The sequence below is a fragment of the Klebsiella sp. GFKo11 genome, from assembly GCF_056490265.1.
Genome location: NZ_CM151369.1, coordinates 2,906,255 through 2,929,271, shown reverse-complemented (window position 1 = coordinate 2,929,271; position 23,017 = coordinate 2,906,255). Strand labels below are relative to the sequence as shown.

23 protein-coding genes are annotated in these 23,017 nt (G+C 53.6%); 20 read left to right on the top strand and 3 right to left on the bottom strand.

What is annotated here, in order from left to right; all coding sequences use genetic code 11:
* Positions 1-59 precede the first annotated feature (59 nt).
* The 3 genes from manA (at position 60) to AC07P6_RS14285 (ending at position 4,286) form a co-directional block, all read left to right on the top strand.
* Positions 60-1,235, top strand: a complete 1,176-nt coding sequence (manA, locus tag AC07P6_RS14295; RefSeq protein WP_478316733.1) for a mannose-6-phosphate isomerase — start codon at positions 60-62, stop codon at positions 1,233-1,235.
* A gap of 101 nt (positions 1,236-1,336) precedes the next feature.
* On the top strand, positions 1,337-2,896 hold the full coding sequence (locus tag AC07P6_RS14290; RefSeq protein WP_478316731.1) for a YdgA family protein: 1,560 nt from the start codon (positions 1,337-1,339) through the stop codon (positions 2,894-2,896).
* Positions 2,897-3,113: 217 nt separating this feature from the next.
* Positions 3,114-4,286 carry a MalY/PatB family protein gene (locus AC07P6_RS14285; RefSeq protein ID WP_478316729.1) on the top strand — a complete coding sequence of 391 codons (1,173 nt, stop codon included), beginning with the start codon at positions 3,114-3,116 and terminating at the stop codon, positions 4,284-4,286.
* 50 nt (positions 4,287-4,336) lie between these two features.
* Here the strand turns inward: AC07P6_RS14285 and AC07P6_RS14280 are convergent, their stop codons facing one another.
* Positions 4,337-5,365, bottom strand: coding sequence for a CorA family divalent cation transporter (locus AC07P6_RS14280; protein WP_182239160.1), 1,029 nt, complete (start codon positions 5,363-5,365; stop codon positions 4,337-4,339).
* 307 nt (positions 5,366-5,672) lie between these two features.
* Here AC07P6_RS14280 and ydfZ point away from each other — a divergent pair, with 307 nt between their 5' ends.
* The 3 genes from ydfZ to yedF all read left to right on the top strand — a co-directional run bounded on the left by ydfZ (position 5,673) and on the right by yedF (position 7,645).
* Positions 5,673-5,876, top strand: coding sequence for a putative selenium delivery protein YdfZ (gene ydfZ, locus AC07P6_RS14275; protein ID WP_181486030.1), 204 nt, complete (start codon positions 5,673-5,675; stop codon positions 5,874-5,876).
* 327 nt (positions 5,877-6,203) lie between these two features.
* Entirely contained in the window at positions 6,204-7,415 is a 1,212-nt protein-coding gene (gene yedE / locus AC07P6_RS14270; RefSeq protein WP_181486029.1) for a selenium metabolism membrane protein YedE/FdhT, read from the top strand.
* Positions 7,412-7,645, top strand: coding sequence for a sulfurtransferase-like selenium metabolism protein YedF (gene yedF, locus AC07P6_RS14265; protein WP_110274012.1), 234 nt, complete (start codon positions 7,412-7,414; stop codon positions 7,643-7,645). The genes yedE and yedF overlap by 4 nt, the downstream gene beginning before the upstream one ends.
* 59 nt (positions 7,646-7,704) lie before the next feature.
* Here yedF and metQ read toward each other — a convergent pair whose 3' ends face one another.
* Positions 7,705-8,520, bottom strand: a complete 816-nt coding sequence (metQ, locus tag AC07P6_RS14260) for a methionine ABC transporter substrate-binding lipoprotein MetQ (RefSeq protein WP_478316726.1) — start codon at positions 8,518-8,520, stop codon at positions 7,705-7,707.
* Between the two features lie 271 nt (positions 8,521-8,791).
* Between metQ and add the strand changes: the two genes are divergently transcribed.
* Positions 8,792-9,793, top strand: a complete 1,002-nt coding sequence (add, locus tag AC07P6_RS14255; RefSeq protein WP_478316724.1) for an adenosine deaminase — start codon at positions 8,792-8,794, stop codon at positions 9,791-9,793.
* Between the two features lie 34 nt (positions 9,794-9,827).
* On the opposite strand, the gene AC07P6_RS14250 is transcribed toward add, so the two are convergent.
* Entirely contained in the window at positions 9,828-10,868 is a 1,041-nt protein-coding gene (locus AC07P6_RS14250) for an oxidoreductase (protein ID WP_478316723.1), read from the bottom strand.
* Positions 10,869-11,045: 177 nt separating this feature from the next.
* Here AC07P6_RS14250 and blr point away from each other — a divergent pair, with 177 nt between their 5' ends.
* The 13 genes from blr (at position 11,046) to gstA (ending at position 23,016) form a co-directional block, all read left to right on the top strand.
* Entirely contained in the window at positions 11,046-11,195 is a 150-nt protein-coding gene (gene blr / locus AC07P6_RS14245; RefSeq protein ID WP_112214386.1) for a division septum protein Blr, read from the top strand.
* Positions 11,196-11,298: 103 nt separating this feature from the next.
* On the top strand, positions 11,299-12,669 hold the full coding sequence (locus tag AC07P6_RS14240; protein ID WP_478316721.1) for a GH1 family beta-glucosidase: 1,371 nt from the start codon (positions 11,299-11,301) through the stop codon (positions 12,667-12,669).
* 220 nt (positions 12,670-12,889) lie between these two features.
* On the top strand, positions 12,890-13,105 hold the full coding sequence (ydgT, locus tag AC07P6_RS14235) for a transcription modulator YdgT (protein WP_004134363.1): 216 nt from the start codon (positions 12,890-12,892) through the stop codon (positions 13,103-13,105).
* Positions 13,106-13,185: 80 nt separating this feature from the next.
* Entirely contained in the window at positions 13,186-13,626 is a 441-nt protein-coding gene (locus AC07P6_RS14230; RefSeq protein ID WP_112214389.1) for a DUF2569 domain-containing protein, read from the top strand.
* A gap of 77 nt (positions 13,627-13,703) precedes the next feature.
* Positions 13,704-14,285, top strand: coding sequence for an electron transport complex subunit RsxA (rsxA, locus tag AC07P6_RS14225; protein ID WP_110273996.1), 582 nt, complete (start codon positions 13,704-13,706; stop codon positions 14,283-14,285).
* Positions 14,285-14,863, top strand: a complete 579-nt coding sequence (gene rsxB, locus AC07P6_RS14220; RefSeq protein WP_478316720.1) for an electron transport complex subunit RsxB — start codon at positions 14,285-14,287, stop codon at positions 14,861-14,863. Before rsxA ends, rsxB begins: the two co-directional genes overlap by 1 nt.
* Positions 14,856-17,174 carry an electron transport complex subunit RsxC gene (rsxC, locus tag AC07P6_RS14215; protein ID WP_478316718.1) on the top strand — a complete coding sequence of 773 codons (2,319 nt, stop codon included), beginning with the start codon at positions 14,856-14,858 and terminating at the stop codon, positions 17,172-17,174. The genes rsxB and rsxC overlap by 8 nt, the downstream gene beginning before the upstream one ends.
* Complete coding sequence (rsxD, locus tag AC07P6_RS14210) at positions 17,175-18,227, top strand: electron transport complex subunit RsxD (RefSeq protein ID WP_434663381.1); 1,053 nt, start codon at positions 17,175-17,177, stop codon at positions 18,225-18,227.
* 10 nt (positions 18,228-18,237) lie between these two features.
* The gene (rsxG, locus tag AC07P6_RS14205) at positions 18,238-18,858 is read left to right on the top strand and encodes an electron transport complex subunit RsxG (RefSeq protein ID WP_304259571.1); all 621 of its coding nucleotides are present in this window, start codon (positions 18,238-18,240) and stop codon (positions 18,856-18,858) included.
* 3 nt (positions 18,859-18,861) lie between these two features.
* Positions 18,862-19,560, top strand: a complete 699-nt coding sequence (locus AC07P6_RS14200; RefSeq protein ID WP_110273991.1) for an electron transport complex subunit E — start codon at positions 18,862-18,864, stop codon at positions 19,558-19,560.
* A 1-nt stretch (position 19,561) separates the two neighbouring features.
* On the top strand, positions 19,562-20,197 hold the full coding sequence (gene nth, locus AC07P6_RS14195) for an endonuclease III (protein ID WP_112214393.1): 636 nt from the start codon (positions 19,562-19,564) through the stop codon (positions 20,195-20,197).
* A 599-nt stretch (positions 20,198-20,796) separates the two neighbouring features.
* Positions 20,797-22,302, top strand: coding sequence for a dipeptide/tripeptide permease DtpA (dtpA, locus tag AC07P6_RS14190; RefSeq protein WP_182239181.1), 1,506 nt, complete (start codon positions 20,797-20,799; stop codon positions 22,300-22,302).
* Positions 22,303-22,410: 108 nt separating this feature from the next.
* Complete coding sequence (gene gstA, locus AC07P6_RS14185; RefSeq protein WP_112214395.1) at positions 22,411-23,016, top strand: glutathione transferase GstA; 606 nt, start codon at positions 22,411-22,413, stop codon at positions 23,014-23,016.
* Position 23,017 lies beyond the last annotated feature (1 nt).

Sequence of the window (23,017 nt, the reverse complement as noted above, 5' to 3'; positions counted from 1 at the left end):
TATCGGGCGTTTGCTGGTTTAATAGAGCCATTACTATCAAGTGGAAACAGGGATTGAGAATGCAAAAGCTCATCAACTCAGTGCAAAACTACGCCTGGGGAAGCCATACCGCCTTAACCGAACTTTATGGGATCGCCAACCCGAACAACCTGCCGATGGCAGAACTGTGGATGGGTGCGCATCCGAAAAGCAGCTCGCAGATTCTAGATAACGCCGGTACTCCGCGCTCGCTGCGTGAAGTGATTGAAGGCGATAAAACCGCCCTGCTCGGGGCGAAAGTGGCAGAGCGTTTCGGCGAGCTACCGTTCCTGTTTAAAGTCTTGTGTGCCGCACAGCCGCTATCTATTCAGGTTCATCCGAACAAACAGGCCTCCGAAATTGGTTTCGCCAAAGAGAACGCTGCCGGGATCCCGCTTGATGCCGCCGAGCGTAACTATAAAGATCCAAACCACAAGCCGGAGCTGGTTTTTGCCCTGACGCCGTTCCTCGCCATGAATGCCTTCCGCGAATTTGCCGATATCGTCAATCTGCTGCAGCCGGTAGCCGATGCCCATCCGGCCATTGCCCAGTTTCTTGCGCAGCCGGACGGCGAACATCTGAGCCGGCTATTTGCCAGCCTGCTGAATATGAAAGGCGATGAGAAAGCGCACGCCTTAAGCGTCTTGCAGGCCGTGCTGGACAGCGAGCAGGGAGAACCGTGGCAGACGATTCGCCTGATCGCCGAGTTCTACCCGGACGATAGCGGCCTCTTCTCTCCGCTGCTGCTCAACGTAGTGAAGCTGAACCCAGGCGAAGCGATGTTCCTGTTTGCGGAAACCCCGCACGCCTACCTGCAGGGCGTGGCGCTGGAGGTAATGGCTAACTCGGACAACGTTCTGCGCGCGGGCCTGACGCCGAAGTACATTGATATTCCAGAGCTAGTCGCTAACGTTAAATTTACAGCCAAACCTGCGGGCGAGCTGCTGACTCAGCCAGTGACCCACGGCGCGGAGCTGGATTTCCCGATCCCGGTCGATGATTTCGCCTTCTCTCTGCATGACCTGTCTGCGCAGGCGTCAACCATCGCCCAGGATAGCGCGGCGATTCTGTTCTGCGTTGAGGGTGAAGCCGTTATCACTAAAGGCGAGCAGAGCCTGACGCTGACCGCGGGTGAATCGGCGTTTGTTGCCTGTAACGAATCGCCAGTACAGGTTAGCGGCACCGGTCGCGTAGCGCGCGTGTTCAATAAGCTCTAGTAAGTTACTGAACTTTTTAGCCACAGTTGCTAGACTTTCACCCATCATGACAACACAACCAGGCGGCCCGATCCGCCTGGTTTCATTTATGGACAAATGCTATGAAAAAATCGCTGATCGCAGCTGGAGTTATCATCGCGTTGGGCGTCGTCTGGACCGGCGGCTCCTGGTACACCGGAAAGCAATTGGAAAGCCGTATTGCCGATATGGTGCAACAGGCCAATGCTCAGTTACAAAGCAGCGCACCGCAGGCAGGCGTTGAGCTGACTTATCAGGACTACCAACGCGGTCTGTTCAGCAGCCATTTACAGCTGGTGGTTAAACCGATTGCCGGTAAAGAGACCCGCTGGCTTGCTGCCGGACAATCGTTGGTCTTTGACGAAGTCGTCGATCACGGCCCCTTCCCGCTGGCCTCACTGAAAAACTTTAACCTCGCGCCATCGATGGCCTCCGTCAAAACCACGTTAGTCAATAACGACGCCAGTAAGGCGCTGTTCGACATCGCGAAAGGCGAAACGCCGTTTACCATCGATACCCGCATCGCCTACAGCGGCGATAATCAGTCCGCGATTGTGCTCAATCCACTGGATTACGCGAAAGGCGATGAGAAGGTGACTTTCAGCGGCGGGCAGTTCCAACTGGATTCTGACCGCGAAGGTAAAACCATCAATCTGAGCGGCGAAGCGGGCAGCGGGCAGATCAACGCGGTTAACGAGTACAATCAGAAGATTCAGGTCATCTTTAATAACCTGAAAACCGATGGCACCACCGAGATGGCCAGCTTCAACGAGCGCATTGGCAAACAAGCCATCTCGCTGGAAAAACTGTCAATTGGCGTTGAAGGCAAAGAGCTGGCACTGTTTGAAGGGATGAAAGTCGACGGCAATTCCACGCTGACCGCCGACGGGAAAGGCATTAATAGCCAGCTGGATTACACCATCAACAGCCTGAAGCTGCAAAATCAGGATATTGGTAGCGGCAGGCTGACCCTGAAACTGGATAATATTGATGGCCAGGCTTTCCACGAATTCAGCCAAAAATATAACGCCGAAGCGCAAGCGCTGATGGCAAACCCGCAGTTGGCGCAGAACCCGGAGCTGTACCAGCAGGCGCTGACGCAAACCTTCTTTAGCACGCTGCCGATGATGCTCAAAGGTAATCCTTCGCTGACCATCGCACCGCTGAGCTGGCGTAATGCAAAAGGCGAAACGACGCTCAATTTCTCCATTCTGTTGCAAGACCCATCGCAAAACACAACACCGCCGCAGACTCTGGCCGATGAAGTGGATCGTAGCGTCAAGTCTCTCGACGGCAAGCTGGTGATCCCTGTGGATATGGCAACCGCCTTTATGACCCAAATTGCCGGGCTTGAAGGCTATCAGCCCGCAGACGCCGCCAAACTGGCTGACCAGCAGGTGAAAGGCCTGGCGGCGATGGGCCAGATGTTCCGCATCACCACCATGGAAGATAACGCCATCACCTCCAGCCTGCAGTACGCTGACGGTCAGGTGACGCTCAACGGTCAGAAAATGCCGCTGGATGAGTTTGCCGGCATGTTTGGCTTAGAGCTTCCTGCTGTGTCGGAACCGGCACCGCAGGAAACCCTGCCACAAGAAACCACTCCGCAAGAGGTGGTTCCGCCAGCCGCCCCGCAGCAGTAAACAACAAATAGCCCCTTACGAGGGGCTATTTCACATTACTGACACTGTCGCATTTGAGAAATCCGTCACCTGCATCACCGGTAAATCAGCGTAAAATGCTGCGGCGATTCCGTCAGCTCTGAAAGCGAATCCAGAGGGCTATTTGATAAATGCCGTTGAGGCTTAAGTTCCGCTCCCCCTTCGTTACCGAAGGGAGACTCTGATTAAGGAAGTTCAGATGTTTGATTTTTCAACGCCGGTTGACCGTCACGGCACCTGGTGTACGCAATGGGATTACGTTGCCGACCGCTTCGGTACCGCCGACTTGCTACCATTTACTATCTCGGATATGGATTTTGCCACCGCCCCCTGCATTCTGGATGCCGTTAGCAAGCGTCTGGCGCACGGCGTTTTTGGCTATAGTCGCTGGAAAAATGATGAATTTCTTAGCGTAGTGAGCCACTGGTTCGCCAGCCGTTTTCATAGTCCAATCAACCGTGAAGCCATTGTTTACGGGCCGTCAGTTATCTACATGGTGGCGGAGATGATTCGCCAATGGTCCGAGCCTGGCGACGGTATCGTGGTGCATACGCCAGCTTATGACGCGTTTTATAAGACTATTGAAGGCAACCAGCGGCGCATTGCCCCGGCTCCGCTAACGCTCGACAACGGCCAATGGCGTTGTGATATGGCCGAATTTGAGCAGATACTGGCTCAACCACGTAATACGGTCCTGCTGCTATGCAGTCCCCAAAACCCAACCGGCAAAGTCTGGACCCGCGAAGAGCTGGAAACCATGGCGCATCTGTGCGAAAAGCATGGCGTGAAGGTGATAAGCGACGAAATCCATATGGATATGGTGTGGGCTGAACATCAGCATACCCCATGGTGCGATGTCGCTCGCGGCCCGTGGGCGCTGTTCACTTCCGGATCAAAAAGCTTCAATATTCCGGCTTTTACCGGTGCATACGGGTTAATTGACGATAGCACCACACGTGAAAGCTATTTACAGGCGCTCAAGAACCGCGACGGTCTCTCTTCCCCTTCCGTTCCGGCGCTGATCGCCCATGTTGCCGCCTATCGTGAAGGGGCTGCCTGGCTTGACGCTCTGCGCGAGTATCTGCAAGAAAACCTGCGCTACATCGCCCATGAACTCAATCTCGCTTTCCCCGAGCTAAGCTGGCAGCCGCCGCAGGCAACCTATCTGGCGTGGATTGACCTGCGTCCGCTGGGCGTTGATGATCAGGCTTTGCAAAAAGCGTTAATTGAAGAGCAGAAAGTGGCCATTATGCCCGGCTACACTTACGGTGATGAAGGAAAGGGTTTTGTCCGCCTGAATGCGGGTTGCCCACGCGAGAAGCTAGAAAAAGGCATTCAGGGGCTGATTGCCGCCCTGCGCTCGCTGCGCTGACCGCCCATCAAACTACGAAAACGGTAGCGGTCAACCCGCTACCGCTGTCGTTAAAGCTCATCCCGCCGCCGAAAAGCCAAATATCCGGCTCCAATAGTAAATACGGCGACAATCACCACCAGCCAAATAAAACCATGATGGTTGGTCGATAGCGGTATTCCACCGACGTTCATTCCAAAAAAGCCCGCGACGATATTAATTGGCAACGCAAGCACGGTAATCACCGTCAGGGTGTAGAGCGTGCGGTTGCTTTGTTCGAGCTGTCTGGCGCTGATCTCCTCCTGTAGCAAGCTGATCCGCTCAATCAATCCAGAAAGATCGTTCAGCACCACGGTAAACTCTTCGGTGAACTGGCGAAACTCCTGCACCACTGAGCGGTCGATCCACGCCGGGGGACGGTTAAGTAAGCGGAACATCGCCGCCGGTTCGGGCGCTAACAGACGCTGAAAGCGCAGCAGCATTCGCCGCAGACGCGCCAGATCGGCGCGATTACGCTGGACATGATTACTTAGCAAGCGCTCTTCAATCACATCCACATGCTGGCTGGCCTGACGAACCACCTGCTCGAGAACTTCTTCTTGCTCTTCCAGCAAAAAAGCAAGCAGTTCGGTCGATGAATTCACTTTGAGGGTTTGCAAGCGCGGGAGCATCCATTCAATAAAGCGCAGCGGCTTATAGCGGGCGGTCACCACCAGCTTCTGGCTGCAATATAACCACAGCGTCGAGGTTTCCGAGCCGGTATCCTTGGGATGAAAAATGACATCGTTCAGAACGGCATACAAATTTTCGCCCTGCCGTTCAATCCTCGTGGTGTGGGAACCGCCACGGATCTCTTCAAAGAAAAAGTCTGCCACGGTAAACTGACTTTTGAGCCACTTCTCAGCGGTTGCATGATTGAGATTCAGATGCAGCCAGACAAAATCATTTTCCTTATCCAGTTGTTGATATTGGGTGCAAACCTCATTTGAGGTGATCCGCAGGGGTAAACTACCTTCACGAAAGACATATCCGTGCACTAAGCCGGATACTTCCATATCAAAATCAGGCTTTAACATCTTACTGGTGACGTCTTGACTCATATATCCCTCAGGATCCTCAGTGAGCGCTAATTAAGCCCGAAGAAGCTTATCTTTCGCTATTATCCAGCCCCTGACAAGTGTAATAATCCGTTCATAAAACAGTAACCCAAATGAAATACTTCTTTATTGTTTAGCACCATACCCCCTGGGAATAATCAGACTTTAAATTTAACCATTCCACCCCATTATATTTTTAGCGAAAAACCGTTCATTATTTTGACAAAACTCAAAAAAAAACCTTCCCCGAAGGTGTATTAAAATGCCGTTTTAACCATCCCGTCAAAATAGACTTAGAAAGGAGGAAACCATGAAAACTTACGATCGTAACCGTAACGCTATCTCGACAGGCAGCATGGTTATGGTAGCCGACAATGGCGCGACGGGCGTTATTAAGGCCATTCACGGGAGCGGCAAAACGGCAGAGCAGCTCCGTCGCTCAGATTGCGTGGAAATTGAAGGCCATGAGGGATTATATTGCCCGCTGGGCCTCGTTCGCCTCGGATTCAATTAATACAAGAATAAGCTGACAATCCATCATCACCTCGATAAAGCAGTGGATAGCCGCTTGTAAAAGGCCACAACGCGTGGCCTTTTACCTTCATATCATCGCCTCACTTTGATCCCGTCGAGAGTTTTAACTGCTCAAACGGCGTATTATTGCGCCTCTCCAACCCGCTACGGGTAATATACCCGTCATACTTCAAGTTGCATGTTCGTTGGCTACGTTCGTTCACCCCTGTCACTTACTTAAGTAAGCTCCCGGGGATTCACTTACTTGCCGCCTGCCTGCAACTCGAATTATTTAGGGTATAAACCTTCTGAGTTCAGAGGCATTTTCATGACATGGCAACAATTCAAACAAGCGTGGCTGATTAAGTTCTGGTCACCCGTTCCCGCAGTTATCGCCGCCGGCATTCTCTCTACCTACTACTTCGGTATTACCGGTACCTTCTGGGCGGTCACCGGCGAATTTACTCGCTGGGGCGGACAGTTACTGCAACTGGTTGGCGTACACAGCGAACAGTGGGGCTACTACAAACTGATTCATCTTGAGGGAACACCACTAACCCGTATCGACGGCATGATGATTATCGGCATGTTCGGCGGCTGCTTCGCCGCAGCGTTGTGGGCCAACAACGTTAAGCTACGCTTCCCGCGCAGCCGGGTTCGTATTCTCCAGGCTATCGCCGGGGGGATCATCGCCGGTTTCGGCGCGCGTCTGGCGATGGGTTGTAATCTGGCAGCATTCTTCACCGGCATTCCGCAGTTTTCTCTGCATGCCTGGTTCTTTGCCATCGCTACCGCCATCGGCACCTGGTTCGGTGCGCGCTTTACCTTGCTACCTATTTTTCGCATTCCGGTGAAGATGCAAAAGGTCTCTAGCGCGTCGCCTTTAACGCAAAAGCCAGATCAGGCGCGACGTCGTTTCCGCCTTGGGATGCTGGTTTTTTTCGCCATGATCGCCTGGGGACTGCTGACGGCTGCGAATCAACCTAAGCTCGGTCTGGCCATGCTGTTCGGCGTTGGATTTGGCCTGCTGATTGAACGTGCGCAGATCTGCTTTACTTCCGCTTTCCGCGATATGTGGATCACCGGGCGTACCAATATGGCGAAGGCGATTATTTTCGGTATGGCCGCCAGCGCTATTGGGATTTTTAGCTACGTGCAGCTTGGCATGGAGCCGAAAATTATGTGGGCGGGCCCTAATGCGGTCATCGGCGGCCTGCTGTTTGGCTTCGGCATCGTGCTGGCGGGCGGCTGTGAAACCGGCTGGATGTACCGTGCTGTTGAGGGACAGGTGCATTTCTGGTGGGTCGGATTGGGCAACGTTATTGGCTCAACTATCCTTGCATATTACTGGGATGGGCTATCACCGGTGCTGGCAACCAACTGGGATAAAATCAATCTATTAGCGACATTTGGCCCCTTCGGCGGCCTGCTGGTAACCTATCTTCTGCTGCTTATCGCGCTAATTTTGGTCATCGCCTGGGAGAAACACTTTTTCCGCCGCAAGTCCCTCGCCGCCGCGTCCATTAAGGAGACAGCATGAAAACTATCGTTCCTGATTATCGCCTCGATATGGTGGGCGAACCCTGCCCCTATCCGGCAATCGCCACTCTGGAAGCTCTGCCTTCGCTAAAGAAAGGCGAAATTCTCGAAGTGGTCAGCGACTGTCCGCAGTCGATTAACAATATCCCGCTGGATGCGAAAAATCATGGCTACACCGTGCTTGATATCCAGCAGGATGGGCCAACCATTCGTTATTTAATTCAAAAATAGGCGCGAGCCAACAGGCCCGGCGGCGTCTAACGCCTTACCGGGCCGGGTATTTCACAGGATTACCAGCCTTTCACCGCATCACCTTTATAAAGCTCCTCCGCCGCAGCGGCGACTTCATCGCTTTGATAGGCTTTTACCAGGTTTTTGACCTTTTCACTGTCTTTGTTTTCGATGCGACTGGCGAAGATGTTGACGTAAGGCGAGTCTTTGCTTTCTACAAACAGGCCATTGCGCGACGGTGACAGCCCCACCTGACTTGAGAAGGTGGTATTGATGATCGCCATCGTTATCTGCTGGTCGTCCAGCGCGCGGGTTAGCTGCGGGGCCTCAATTTCGACAATCTTCAGATTTTTCGGGTTGCTGATAATATCCAGCGAGGTCGGCAACAGCCCGACGCCATCTTTAAGCGTAATCAGCCCCTGTTTTTGCAGCAGAAGCAGTGCACGTCCAAGGTTGGTCGGGTCATTCGGCACCGCGACCTGTGCGCCATCTTGCAGTTGCGCGACTGAATTGATTTTCTTCGAGTAGGCGGCTATCGGATAAACAAACGTCGTCCCCACTTCAACCAGTTTGTAACCGCGCTCCTGAATCTGCTTATCCAGATAGGGCTTGTGCTGGAAAGCATTAGCATCCAGGTCACCGTTGTTGAGCGCCTCGTTGGGAAGCACGAAATCATTAAACGTCACGACTTCAACATCAAGATTGTATTTCTCTTTTGCGACTTTTTGCGCCACCGCCCACACTTCCTGGTCAACGCCCGCACTAATCCCCACTTTGACGTGATTGGGGTCCTGCTCAGAAGGTTTGCAGCCGCTCAGCAACAGTGCACTTGCCACAACCAGAGATACCGTAATTTTTTTTAACGTGAAAACCATATTCCCAGGGTCCTTTTTAAAATAGCCTGCCATTCATTGCAGGAAAACTAGTGCCGGAGACTATAAAAAATCTCACTGACAAAATTAAAGACTGTTTCACTATGATTAATAGCGTTTTGCTATGAACGCTACCGTCGCCCATGCACTGAAAAGGGTAATCCTCCCTGCTTTTTCTCTTTTCCATTGATTTATTCGGTATTTTTCAGAGCTTTTAACCGTTTATCGCTCTGATGTACAATAGTGCGCACTTTAACTAAAAAAGAGTGCGACCATGATTGATTCAACTTTGCCACTAACCGACATTCACCGCCACCTTGATGGCAATATCCGGGCCCAAACCATCCTCGATCTTGGCCGTCAGTTCAATCTTTCTCTTCCAGCAAACACTCTTGATACCCTGCGTCCGCACGTACAGGTCACCAGCAATGAACCTGACCTGGTGAGTTTTCTCTCTAAGCTGGATTGGGGCGTAAAAGTGCTGGCCTCGCTGGAAGCCTGCCGCCGCGTTGCTTACGAAAACCTTGAGGATGCGGCGCGAAATGGCCTGCACTATGTTGAACTGCGCTTCTCCCCGCGCTATATGGCAATGACGCACCAGTTGCCGGTTGCAGGCGTGGTAGAAGCGGTCATCGCCGGCGTGAAAGAAGGCAGCCGCGATTTTAACGTTGAAGCGCGTCTGATCGGTATTCTGAGCCGCACCTTCGGTGAAGCTGCGTGTCAGGAAGAGCTGGAAGCCCTGCTTGCCCACCGCGACGGCATTACTGCTCTTGACCTCGCCGGAGATGAACTCGGTTTTCCTGGCAATCTGTTTATGGACCACTTCAGCCGTGCCCGCGATGCGGGTTGGCGCATTACCGTGCACGCGGGAGAAGCCGCAGGCCCGGAAAGCATCTGGCAGGCGATTCGTGAGCTGGGCGCGGAACGTATCGGTCACGGCGTAAAAGCGGTACAAGATCTGGCGCTGATGGATTATCTTGCCGCGCAGCGTATCGGTATTGAATCCTGCCTGACGTCAAATATCCAGACCAGTACCGTACCCTCACTGGCCCAGCATCCGCTGAAAACGTTCCTGGAACATGGCGTGCTGGCCTGTATTAACACTGACGACCCGGCCGTACAGGGCGTTGATATTATCCACGAATATACCGTCGCGGCCCCTGCTGCAGGCCTGAGTCGCGAGCAAATTCGTCAGGCGCAGGTGAATGGTCTGGAACTCGCTTTTTTAAGCCCACAGGAAAAAGCAGCACTGATTGCGCGCGTACAGCAGGCATAATCTTTGGCCCGGTCTGGGTTGCCGGGCTTTTTTATCAAGACAGAGTTAGGGTCGCCCGATGTCTGGCCGACTCCAGACCCAGTTCGATCAACTCCATAATCTGGATAGCCTGGCCCGCCGGGACCGGGTTGTCGCCGCTCCCGTTAAGAGCATCGCGAATCGCCGCATAGTAAGCCGGATAATTGCCCGGCAGCGTTAACCACGACTCTTCGCTCCGCTCTTCACCTTCAACTCGCGTCAGTAAACCATCGCGCATATCGTATCCCCAGCCTTCCTGTGGCAAACGATCGCCGCCCTTCAACCGCTCTTCCTGCGGATCGAGGCCGTATTTCACATAGCTCCCACGCGAACCGTGAATGATATAGCGCGCCGTTTCCGCCGCAGCCAGCAGCGTACCGTGCAGCACCACGCGACGCTGCGGGTAGGCCAAAACAGCATGGAAATAGTCGGTGGACTGCGAGCCCGGGCGTAATTGCGCCAGATCGACATTCATACTAACGGGAAGGCCAAACAGGTTGACCACCTGATCAAGAAGATGTGGACCCAGATCGTACCAGATGCCGCTGCCCGGACCGCCTTGCTCGCGCCAGCGATTGCGCACCTGCGGCCGGTAGCGGTCAAAATGGGATTCGAAATAACCTACCTCGCCGAGCAGACCTTCGTTAATCAACGCTTTAACGGTAAGAAAATCGCTGTCCCAGCGGCGATTGTGAAACACAGATAGCAAGCGTCCTTCTCTCTTCGCAATCACATCCAGCTCGCGAGCTTGTGACAACGTCACGGTAAAGGGCTTATCAACGACCACATGCTTGCCCGCCTCCAGCGCAGCCTTCGCCAGCGGGAAATGGGTATCGTTTGGCGTCGGGATCACAATCAGATCGAGGGTTGGGTCACTAAAGAGTTGTCCCGGTTCGGAAACCACCTTTACTACGGGCCAATCGGCAAGCACTTTGCTTTCGTCGCTGCTGGATACCGCCGCCAGCGTCATTCCCGGCGTGCCGCTAATTAATGGCGCATGAAAGGTTTTGCTCGCATAACCGTAACCGATTAATCCAACCCGGATAGCGTCACTCATCTTGCAACTCCTTTAATGAGAAATAACGTCGTTATACTCACTATAGGTCTCAGGCCATTATTTATGGGAATAATTGATCGTTTTTACGCCAGTTGCGCAACTGAAGCCAGGTAACGCTTGCGTTGCTTCAGTCATTTAGTAACATTTCAGCCTGGTTTGATTATTTGCTTTAGAGTTATGGAAAACGTTTTTAATCGTATTGTTGAACTTATTGGCTGGATTGTTTTGGGCGTTTCGGCCCTGCTTTTAGTTATCGCCCATCATATTGATAACTACCAGTCTCCACCGTCTATTGATGTTGTTCAGACGAAGCCGCTGTCTAAATAAACAGTGACCCGCTTCGCAACTGTGCAACCGGTTTCAGAAACCGGTTGCACAGTTGCACATGCTTTCATTACACTCACCTTATCATTCGATAAGGAGTTTCTTCATGGCCGGATTTCCGCAACACTTTTTATGGGGCGCCGCTACCGCAGCTTATCAGGTTGAAGGCGGACACGATGCCGATGGCAAAGGCCCTTCTATTTGGGATATTTATTCCCACCTCCCGGGCACCACTTTTCAGGGCACAACCGGTGATATCGCCGTCGATCATTACCATCGCTTTCGCGAAGACGTCGCTCTCATGGCGGAAATGGGCTTGCAGAGCTATCGCTTCTCTATTTCATGGCCTCGCCTGCTGCCCAACGGCCGCGGTGAAGTTAACGAAGCGGGTATTCAATTTTATAGCGATCTGATTGATGAACTGCTGGCGCATAATATTGAACCGATGATAACCCTCTATCACTGGGATTTGCCGCAGGCATTGCAGGATGAAGGCGGCTGGGAAGCGCGCAGCACGGCAGAGGCTTTCGCTGAGTATGCCCGCCTCTGTTACGAACGTTTTGGCTCCCGCGTGAAACTGTGGGCCACCTTTAACGAAACCATCGTCTTTATCGGCCACGGCTACATTAACGGCCTCCACCCACCCGCCGTCCGTGATCCGGCGCGCGCCATTCAGGCCTGTCATCACGTCTTTATTGCCCATGCGCTGGCTATCAAAGCTTTTCGTGAAATGGGCGTTGAAGGCGAGATTGGCTTCGTTAACGTCCTGCAACCTCACACCTCGCTAACCGACAACGAAGAAGATAAGCGTGCGACCGAGATGGCAGACGCTATCCACACCCACTGGCTTTACGATCCGGTCTTAAAAGGCTGCTACCCCGAAGCGCTGCTGCAACAAACCCAAGCGCTCTGGGGCGTCCCGGCGTTTGCGGCTGGCGACGATGCCCTGCTGCGAGAGAACCGTTGTGACTTTATCGGCCTTAACTACTATCGCCGTGAAACCGTATCGGCGCAGCCTCCTGAAGAGCCGACCGGCGGCGAGCCTGGGGTTGATGGGCTCTTTTACTTCGTGCGCAACCCGCAAAGCACCTATACCGAATGGGGCTGGGAGGTTTGGCCGCAGGGGTTAACCGACGGTATCATGATGGTTAAAGAGCGCTATGGTGATATTCCGATTTATATTACTGAGAACGGACTGGGCGCAATAGACCCGATTATTGATGGCGAGGTCGTTGACGACCCGCGCATTGACTATCTCAGCAGCCATATTAATGCGCTGGAAAATGCGCTGGCGCTCGGTGCTGACGTGCGCGGCTACTACCCCTGGTCCTTTATCGACCTTTTAAGCTGGCTTAACGGCTATAAAAAGCAGTACGGGTTCGTCTATGTCGATCACCAGCAAAACCTGGCGCGTAAACGAAAAAAGAGTTTTTTCTGGTACCAAAACGTTATTGCCAGCCGAGGCGAACAGCGTTAATCTTCTCTCCCAGGCGCCTTCCGGCGCCTGATTCAGTTCTGGAATATTCTTAAATTTTCTTTGTATTACGCCGGGAACGCCGTCTGTTCTTGTTATAAGTATTTACAACCGAAATAATTCCTTACAGCCTGAGAAAGTAAAGGCTTGTTGGTTGAGAACAGGTTTACTGAAAGCTGGTAATATTCGACTTATTTATTCCGATTATAAAATGGATACGCAAATGACCGTTCAGGACTACTTATTAAAATTCCGTAAAATCAGTTCGCTGGAAAGTCTGGAAAAACTTTTTGACCACCTTAACTATTCCCTGACCGATAACGAAGAGATCGTCAACATGTATCGCGCTGCCGACCATCGCCGGGCGGAGCTGGTTTCCGGCGGTAAATTGTTCAACATCGGTGAAGTCCCTAAGTCCGTCTGGCGCTACGTGCAATAAAGACTGTAATCATTCACGCCAGTTGCTTATACTTCCCGCCCTGCTTTTATTTATAACTGGCGTTGAATTCGGGAGTAATAATGTCCTCTGACTCTGTGGAACGTATTGGCGGATGGCTTCTGGCGCCGTTGGCATGGCTGCTGGTTGCTCTACTTAGCGCCTCATTGTCGCTACTTCTTTTTACTCATGCCCTGATGTCTTCCCAGACTTATACATTGCTGAGTAATATGAGTCCTGAGCACCTTGCCCTGTGGATTGCGTCCTTAGCGTTCTCGATTGCTATGTGGTACTACACGCTTTGGCTGACCATCGCCTTTTTCAAGCGGCGCAAAGGTGTACCAAAACATTACATTATCTGGTTATTGATAACGCTCCTGTTGGCGATAAAAGCCTTTGCCTTTTCTCCGATTTCGGACGTCCTGGCACTGCGCCAGCTTCTGTTCCCTCTTCTCGCGGCTGCGCTGCTGGCGCCTTACTTCAGGCGTTCTGAGCGGGTTAAACGGACCTTTGTGAATCCGTAATAACCACACAGTTAACCTGTTGTCGCGTGTATCGATTTATTCGATAATAGACGGCTTTTTCTATTTCAGGTCGAATAATGGCTGATTATTTACTGCTCTTTGTGGGTACTGTCCTCGTTAACAACTTCGTGCTGGTGAAGTTCCTTGGATTGTGCCCGTTTATGGGGGTTTCCAAAAAACTGGAAGCCGCTATGGGGATGGGGCTCGCTACCACATTTGTGATGACGCTGGCCTCTATTTGCGCCTGGCTAATTGATACCTGGATCCTCATCCCGCTGAACCTGGTCTACCTGCGCACGCTGGCCTTTATCCTGGTCATCGCCGTTGTCGTGCAATTCACCGAGATGGTGGTGCGTAAGACCAGTCCGGCGCTGTATCGCCTGTTAGGTATTTTCTTACCGCTGATCACCACCAACTGCGCGGTGCTCGGCGTGGCGCTGCTGAACATTAACCTTGGGCATAACTTCCTGCAGTCGGCACTGTACGGCTTTGCCGCCGCAGTTGGCTTTTCGTTGGTTATGGTCCTTTTCGCCTCCATTCGCGAGCGTCTGGTGGTTGCGGATGTCCCCGCGCCGTTTCGCGGTAACGCCATTGCGTTAGTCACCGCAGGTTTAATGTCGCTGGCATTTATGGGCTTTAGTGGTTTGGTGAAGTTGTAATGAACGCTGTCTGGATAGCCGTTGTCGCCATCAGCCTGCTTGGGCTGGTTTTCGGCTTAATTCTGGGCTACGCCTCCCGCCGCTTTGAGGTGGAAGATGACCCGGTAGTTGAAAAAATTGACGCCCTGCTCCCGCAGAGCCAGTGTGGCCAGTGTGGCTACCCCGGCTGTCGTCCCTATGCGGAAGCAGTGGGCACGCAAGGTGAGAAAATCAACTGCTGCGCCCCCGGCGGCGAAGCGGTGATGCTCAAAATTGCCGAGCTGTTGAACGTCGACCCGCAGCCCACTGACGGCGATGTGCAAGAGCTGGAGCCGGTACGGATGCTGGCGGTGATCGATGAAGCAAATTGCATCGGCTGCACGAAATGCATCCAGGCCTGCCCTGTCGATGCCATCGTCGGTGCCACCCGTGCCATGCATACGGTGATGAGCGACCTCTGTACCGGCTGTAATCTTTGCGTCGCGCCATGTCCGACACAATGTATTGAACTGCGTCCGGTCGCCGCGACGACAGAAACCTGGAAATGGGATCTTCAAACCATTCCGGTACGCATTATTCCTGTGGAACAACATGTTTAAGTTATTTTCCGCTTTTCGAAAAGACAAAGTCTGGGATTTCAACGGCGGTATTCATCCGCCGGAAATGAAAACCCAGTCCAACAGCACCCCGCTGCGTCAGGTCCCACTGCCGCATCGGTTGGTTATTCCGCTGAAGCAGCATATTGGCGCCGAAGGGGAGCTGTGCGTTCAGCCGGGCGATCGCGTCCTGCGCGGCCAGCCGTTGACGCGCGGCTGGGGCAGAATGCTGCCGGTTCACGCGCCGACCTCCGGCACCGTAACGGCCATCGCTCCGCACTCCACCGCTCATCCGTCCGCACTGGCGGAAATGAGCGTCATTATTGATGCCGACGGTGAAGACCGCTGGATTGAGCGCGACGGCTGGAACGACTACCAGAATAAATCACGTGAAGACCTCATTGAGCGCATTCACCAGTTTGGCGTGGCCGGACTGGGCGGTGCCGGTTTCCCGACCGGGACGAAATTGCGCGGTGGCGGCGACAAAATCGACACCTTAATCATTAACGCTGCCGAGTGTGAACCCTATATCACCGCCGACGATCGCCTGATGCAGGATTGCGCAGCACAGATCGTTGACGGTATTCGTATCCTTGCCCATATCCTGCAACCGAGCCAGGTGCTGATCGGCATCGAAGATAATAAACCGCAGGCAATTTCAATGCTGCGCGCGGTATTAGCCGATACCCACGGTATTGCGCTGCGTGTGATCCCAACGAAATATCCGTCTGGCGGCGCTAAGCAACTGACGCAAATCCTGACCGGGAAACAGGTTCCCCACGGCGGACGTTCATCTGATATCGGCGTTTTGATGCAAAACGTGGGTACCGCCTATGCGGTAAAACGCGCGGTGATCGACGGCGAGCCGTTGACAGAGCGTGTGGTCACGCTAACCGGTGAAGCAGTTTCGCGTCCGGGTAACGTCTGGGCACGACTGGGTACCCCGGTCAGCCATCTGCTTAAAGACGCCGGTTTCTGCCCGAGCGCTGAGCCAATGGTGATTATGGGTGGCCCGCTAATGGGCTTCACCCTGCCGTGGCTTGATGTGCCGGTGGTAAAAATCACCAACTGTCTGCTGGCCCCGTCGGCAACGGAAATGGGCGAGCCGGAAGAGGAAAAAGGCTGCATTCGCTGTAGCGCCTGCGCCGACGCCTGTCCTGCCGATCTGCTGCCACAACAGTTGTACTGGTTTAGTAAAGGTCAGCAGCACGACAAAGCAACCGGTCACAACCTCGCAGATTGTATCGAATGCGGTGCCTGCGCCTGGGTTTGCCCAAGCAATATCCCACTGGTGCAGTATTTCCGTCAGGAAAAAGCCGAGATCTACGCGATTGCTCAGGAAGAGAAGCGCGCCGCAGAAGCGAAAGCGCGTTTTGAAGCGCGTCAGACTCGCCTGGAGCGGGATAAGGCCGCACGTCAGGAGCGTCATAAACAAGCTGCGGTACAACCGGCGGTGCAAGATCAGGATACCATTAACGCCGCCCTGGCACGCGTTCGTGAAAAACAACGTGATGCCGCCCAGCCGATTATCGTGCTGGCTGGCGCCAAACCGGATAATAGCGAGGCTATCGCCGCTCGCGAAGCTCGCAAGGCCGAGGCACGCGCCCGAAAAGCTGAACAGAATAGCGCTGCGGTTGAATCCGCCGTTGAGCAACCCGCCGCCGCCGATCCACGTAAAGCCGCCGTCGAAGCCGCTATCGCCCGCGCTAAAGCCCGCAAAGCTGAACAGCAGGCAGCACCAGCAGAACCTGTCGTCGCAGAGCAGCCAACAGCCACAGCGGTTGACCCGCGCAAAGCCGCGGTTGAAGCCGCTATCGCCCGCGCCAAAGCCCGCAAAGCTGAACAGCAGGCGGTTCCGGCTGAGCCTGTCGTCGCGGAGCAGCCAACAGTCGCAGCGGTTGACCCACGCAAAGCTGCGGTTGAAGCCGCTATCGCCCGCGCCAAAGCCCGCAAAGCTGAACAGCAGGCGGTTTCGGCTGAACCTGTCGTCGCAGAGCAGCCAACAGCCGCATCGGTTGACCCACGCAAAGCTGCGGTTGAAGCCGCTATCGCCCGCGCCAAAGCCCGCAAAGCTGAACAGCATGCGGTTTCGGCTGAACCTGTCGTCGCAGAGCAGCCAACAGCCGCAGCGGTTGACCCACGCAAAGCTGCGGTCGAAGCCGCTATCGCCCGCGCTAAGGCCCGCAAAGCCGAACAACAACAAGCAGTTCCCCCGTCGGCAGCCAATGACGATGCCCGTAAAGCGGCCGTCGCTGAAGCAATCGCCCGCGTTCAGGCCCGGAAAGCATCCCGGCAGGCAGTTAACGAGGATTAAATGGTTTTCAGAATCGCAAGTTCCCCTTATACCCACAACCAGCGCCAGACCTCGCGGATTATGCTGCTGGTGCTGCTCGCCGCCGTTCCCGGCATTGTGGTTCAAACCTGGTTTTTCGGCTGGGGCACCGTGCTGCAAATTATTCTTGCATCCTTGACGGCATGGGGAGCGGAAGCCGCCATCCTTAAGCTGCGTAAACAAAATATTCCCGCGATCCTCGCCGATAACTCGGCGCTACTGACCGGCCTGCTGCTGGCCGTCAGCATTCCGCCATTTGCCCCGTGGTGGATGGTCGTACTGGGCACCGCTTTCGCGGTGATTATCGCCAAACAGCTGTACGGTGGTTTGGGGCATAACCCTTTTAACCCGGCGATGATTGGCTACGTGGTGCTGCTTATCTCCTTCCCGGTGCAGATGACCTCCTGGCTTCCACCGCATGAGATTGCGGCTAACGTCCCTGGATTTAGTGATGCGCTGCGGGTGATTTTTACCGGCCAAACCGCGGCTGGCGGCGATATGAACAGCCTGCGCATAGGAATCGACGGTATCAGCCAGGCAACACCGCTGGACACGTTCAAAACGTCACTGCATGCCGGCCATGGGGTGAACGAGATCCTGCAATACCCTATCTACGGTGGCGCACTGGCTGGTCTCGGCTGGCAGTGGGTTAACATGGCTTATCTGGCGGGCGGTCTGTTCCTGTTGTGGCAAAAAGCCATTCGCTGGCATATCCCGGTCAGTTTCCTGCTGAGCCTGACCGTTTGCGCCGCTTTGGGATGGATATTCTCACCAGAGAGCCTCGCCTCGCCGCAGATCCATCTGCTGTCCGGCGCGACGATGCTCGGCGCATTCTTTATTCTGACCGACCCGGTGACCGCCTCCACCACCAACCGCGGACGCCTGATCTTCGGCGCGCTGGCGGGCCTGCTGGTCTGGCTGATTCGCAGCTTCGGTGGCTATCCGGATGGCGTCGCCTTTGCCGTCCTGCTGGCAAATATTACCGTTCCACTGATCGACTATTACACGCGTCCGCGCGCGTATGGCCACCGCTGAGGACCCGAACATGTTACAAAGCATGCGCAAACACGGCATTACGCTGGCACTCTTTGCTGCGGGCTCCACCGGACTGACGGCGGCCATCAATGAGCTAACCAAAAGTACCATTGAGGACCAGGCCGCCCTGCAGCAAAAAGCCCTATTCGACCAGGTTATGCCGGCCAATCTTTATAACAATGATTTGCTGAAAAGCTGTTATCTGGTTACCGCGCCAGAGTTGGGCAAAGGTCAGCATAAAGTGTGGATTGCTGAAAACAACGAGCAGCCGATTGCCGCAGTGATGGAAGCTACCGCGCCGGACGGCTATTCCGGGGCCATTCAGCTACTAGTCGCCGCCGATTTTAAAGGTACCGTGCTGGGTACCCGCGTCACAGAGCACCACGAGACGCCAGGCCTGGGCGATAAAATTGAGCTCAGAATTTCTGACTGGATCACCCTCTTTGCCGGTAAAGTTATTCACGGGCAAAGCGATAGTCACTGGGCCGTGAAAAAAGACGGTGGTGATTTCGATCAGTTTACCGGGGCCACGATTACCCCGCGAGCTGTGGTTAACGCCGTTAAGCGTGCGGGTTTATACGCACAAACGCTGCCTGCGCAGATTCCCACATTCACCGCCTGTGGAGACTAGACCATGAGCGAAGTAAAAGACGTTATTGTTCAGGGGTTGTGGAAAAACAACTCCGCGCTGGTTCAACTGCTGGGGATGTGTCCCCTGCTGGCCGTGACCTCTACCGCTACCAACGCCCTGGGGCTTGGGCTGGCGACGACCCTGGTGCTCACGCTGACCAACCTGACGATTTCCAGCCTGCGCCGCTGGACGCCTGCGGAGATCCGTATTCCGATTTACGTGATGATCATTGCCTCGGTAGTGAGCGTCGTGCAGATGCTGATCAACGCCTACGCCTTTGGCCTGTATCAGTCGCTGGGGATCTTTATCCCGCTTATCGTGACCAACTGTATCGTCGTTGGACGTGCGGAAGCCTTTGCCGCCCGAAAAGGCCCGGCGCTGTCGGCACTGGATGGGTTTTCCATCGGCATGGGGGCAACATGCGCCATGTTTGTCCTCGGCTCGATGCGCGAAATTATCGGTAACGGTACCTTATTTGACGGTGCAGATAGCCTGCTGGGTAGCTGGGCTAAAGTGCTGCGCATTGAAGTATTTCATACTGATACACCGTTTCTGCTGGCGATGCTGCCGCCGGGCGCATTTATTGGCCTTGGGATGATGCTGGCGCTAAAATACCTCATCGATGAACGTAGCAAACAGCGCAAAGCAAAAGCGGCAGAAGCCGAAATTATTGCGCCGTCTGATGTGACGGGAAAAGCTTAGGATGAATAAAAGTAAACGCCTGGAGATCCTCACCAGGCTCAGGGATAACGACCCGCACCCTACCACGGAGCTGAACTTCAATTCTCCGTTCGAGTTATTAATCGCCGTGTTGCTCTCAGCACAGGCTACCGACGTCAGCGTCAACAAAGCGACGGCAAAGCTTTATCCAGTAGCCAACACGCCAGCCGCGATGCTGGAGCTGGGCGTTGACGGCGTTAAGTCGTATATCAAAACAATCGGTTTGTTTAACAGCAAAGCGGAAAACGTCATTAAAACCTGTCGGCTACTGCTTGAACTGCATAACGGCGAAGTACCGGAAGACCGAGCAGCGCTGGAAGCTCTGCCCGGCGTTGGGCGTAAAACCGCCAACGTCGTGCTTAATACCGCCTTTGGCTGGCCGACAATCGCCGTTGATACGCATATCTTCCGCGTTTGCAATCGGACACAATTTGCCCCCGGTAAAAACGTTGAACAAGTCGAAGAAAAGTTGTTGAAGGTGGTTCCTGCCGAATTCAAAGTAGACTGTCACCACTGGTTTATTCTGCACGGTCGCTACACCTGCATCGCTCGCAAACCGCGCTGCGGTTCTTGCCTGATCGAGGACCTTTGCGAGTTTAAAGAGAAGGTTTATCCTTAACGAAATTCAGGGCCATAACCCAACCTGTGGTTATGACCCTGTTTAATCACTCATTTCCCCGTCATTAACGCCATAGTTTCGCCTATGTACTGGCTGATTATTCGGCGATATAACTACTAGCCAGGTTATTCATTTTTTTCAGAGTCAAAATTTCTATACATTTGTGATCCAGGTCACTTATCAATGCTTTTGTTAATTTACTGTTAATGTATTAATGCGTAAATCTGCTTATTCAAATACCCTTACCTTAAATGCCAACACAATACCCCATCAATTTTTAGGATTATGGGCTATATGACTGGATGCAAGCGTTAACAGCAGAACATATTGCCATTATGCGATAAATTTCGGATCCCAGCAGATAAAAACGCTTTCATTGGTCAAACGATGAAATTTAACTCTGCATAACATTTGAATAGGCGGTGTATTATAACGCACGGGATATGTGTAACAGATTATTACAAAGCTATTGCCTGATGAGACAGGATAGTGAACATTACCTGCCGTTTTCCCTCCAGAATAACTATAAAGGCGGCGGTCTTCTAAGATTGCGCCCCGAACACCCCCCGTTAATATGGGATGTAAAAAAAGAGGTATTTGTGTCTACTGCAAACAATAAACCAACAGAAAGCGTCAGTTTGAACGCTTTCAAACAACCACGCGCGTTCTATCTCATCTTCTCTATTGAGTTATGGGAGCGTTTTGGTTTCTACGGCCTGCAAGGGATCATGGCCGTTTACCTGGTAAAACAGCTGGGTATGTCAGAAGCGGACTCTATCACTCTGTTCTCCTCCTTTAGCGCCCTGGTATACGGTCTGGTGGCTATCGGCGGCTGGTTGGGCGACAAAGTACTGGGCACTAAACGCGTCATTATGCTCGGTGCCATCGTTCTGGCTATCGGTTACGCTCTTGTCGCCTGGTCCGGGCACGATGCTTCTATCGTTTATATGGGTATGGCGACTATCGCCGTCGGTAACGGCCTGTTTAAAGCCAACCCGTCCTCCCTGCTCTCTACCTGCTATGACAAGAACGACCCGCGTCTGGACGGTGCATTTACCATGTACTATATGTCCGTCAATATCGGCTCCTTCTTCTCTATGCTGGCCACACCATGGTTGGCGGCAAAATTTGGCTGGAGCGTGGCGTTTGCGCTGAGCTTCGTAGGCCTGGTGATCACCATCATCAACTTTGCTTTCTGCCAGCGTTGGGTGAAACAGTACGGCTCTAAACCTGACTTCGAACCGGTAAATGTCGGCAAACTGCTGGCGACTATCGTCGGTGTAGTGGTTCTGGTAGCGATCGCCACCTGGCTGCTGCACAACCAGGGTATTGCACGTATGGCGCTGGGCGTCGTCGCTCTGGGTATCATCTTTATCTTCGCTAAAGAAGCCTTTGCAATGCAGGGCGCCGCGCGGCGTAAAATGGTGGTGGCATTCATTCTGATGCTGCAGGCAATTATCTTCTTCGTCCTGTATAGCCAGATGCCAACTTCTCTGAACTTCTTTGCGATTCGTAACGTTGAACACTCGCTGCTGGGCATCGCGTTCGAGCCTGAACAGTATCAGGCGCTGAACCCATTCTGGATCATTATCGGTAGTCCGATTCTGGCCGCTATTTATAACAAAATGGGCGATACCTTACCGATGCCGATGAAGTTCGCTATTGGTATGGTTCTGTGCTCTGGCGCGTTCCTCGTGCTGCCGCTGGGCGCTAAGTTCGCCAGCGATGCTGGTATCGTTAACGTCAGCTGGCTGGTTATCAGCTACGGCCTGCAGAGTATTGGTGAACTGATGATTTCCGGTCTCGGCCTGGCCATGGTTGCACAGCTGGTTCCACAGCGTCTGATGGGCTTCATCATGGGTAGTTGGTTCCTGACAACCGCTGGCGCTAACCTCATCGGCGGCTATGTCGCGAATATGATGGCAGTACCAGAAAACGTAACTGACCCGCTGATGTCTCTGGAAGTGTACGGTCGCGTGTTCCTGCATATTGGTGTAGCAACCGGCGTTATCGCTATCCTGATGCTGCTGACGGCACCGAAGCTGAACCGCATGACCCTGGATGACGACAAAACAGCGAAAGCCAGCGATACCGCTACTGCTTAAGCTATCCGGGAAAACCCAAAAATTTAAACCGCTAACGCTCTGTTAGCGGTTTTTTTTTACCCCTGAGCGGACTAACATACAGAAAACCGTAGCCACGAGGAGTTATCGATGAAACTGTTCTACAAATCCGGCGCTTGTTCTCTTGCTTCGCATATCGCGCTGCGCGAAAGCGGGCTGGATTTCACCTTGCAGGGCGTTGACGTCATGAAAAAACGCCTCGAAAACGGGGATGATTATCTGCAGATCAACCCGAAGGGGCAGGTTCCGGCGCTGCTGCTGGATGATGATGTGCTGCTGACTGAAGGCGTGGCTATCATGCAATATATCGCGGATCGCGTGCCTGACCGCCAGCTACTGGCCCCGGTGGGTTCCATTGCCCGTTATCAGACGCTGGAATGGTTAAACTATGTGGCGACAGAGCTGCATAAGGGCTTTACCCCGCTATTCCGCCCGGATACGCCGGAGGATTTCAAACCCATCGCTCGCGCGCAGCTAGATAAAAAAATGCAGTATGTTGATGAGTGCCTGCAGGATAAAGAGTGGCTTAACGGGCACCGCTTCAGCATCGCCGACGGCTATCTGTTCACCGTGCTTCGCTGGGCGTATGCCGTGAAGCTGGATATGGAAGGTTATAGCAACATTTCGGCCTGGATGAAGCATGTTGCCGCGCGCCCTGCCGTCGCCGCGGCGTTGGAAGCCGAAGGCCTGAAGTAAG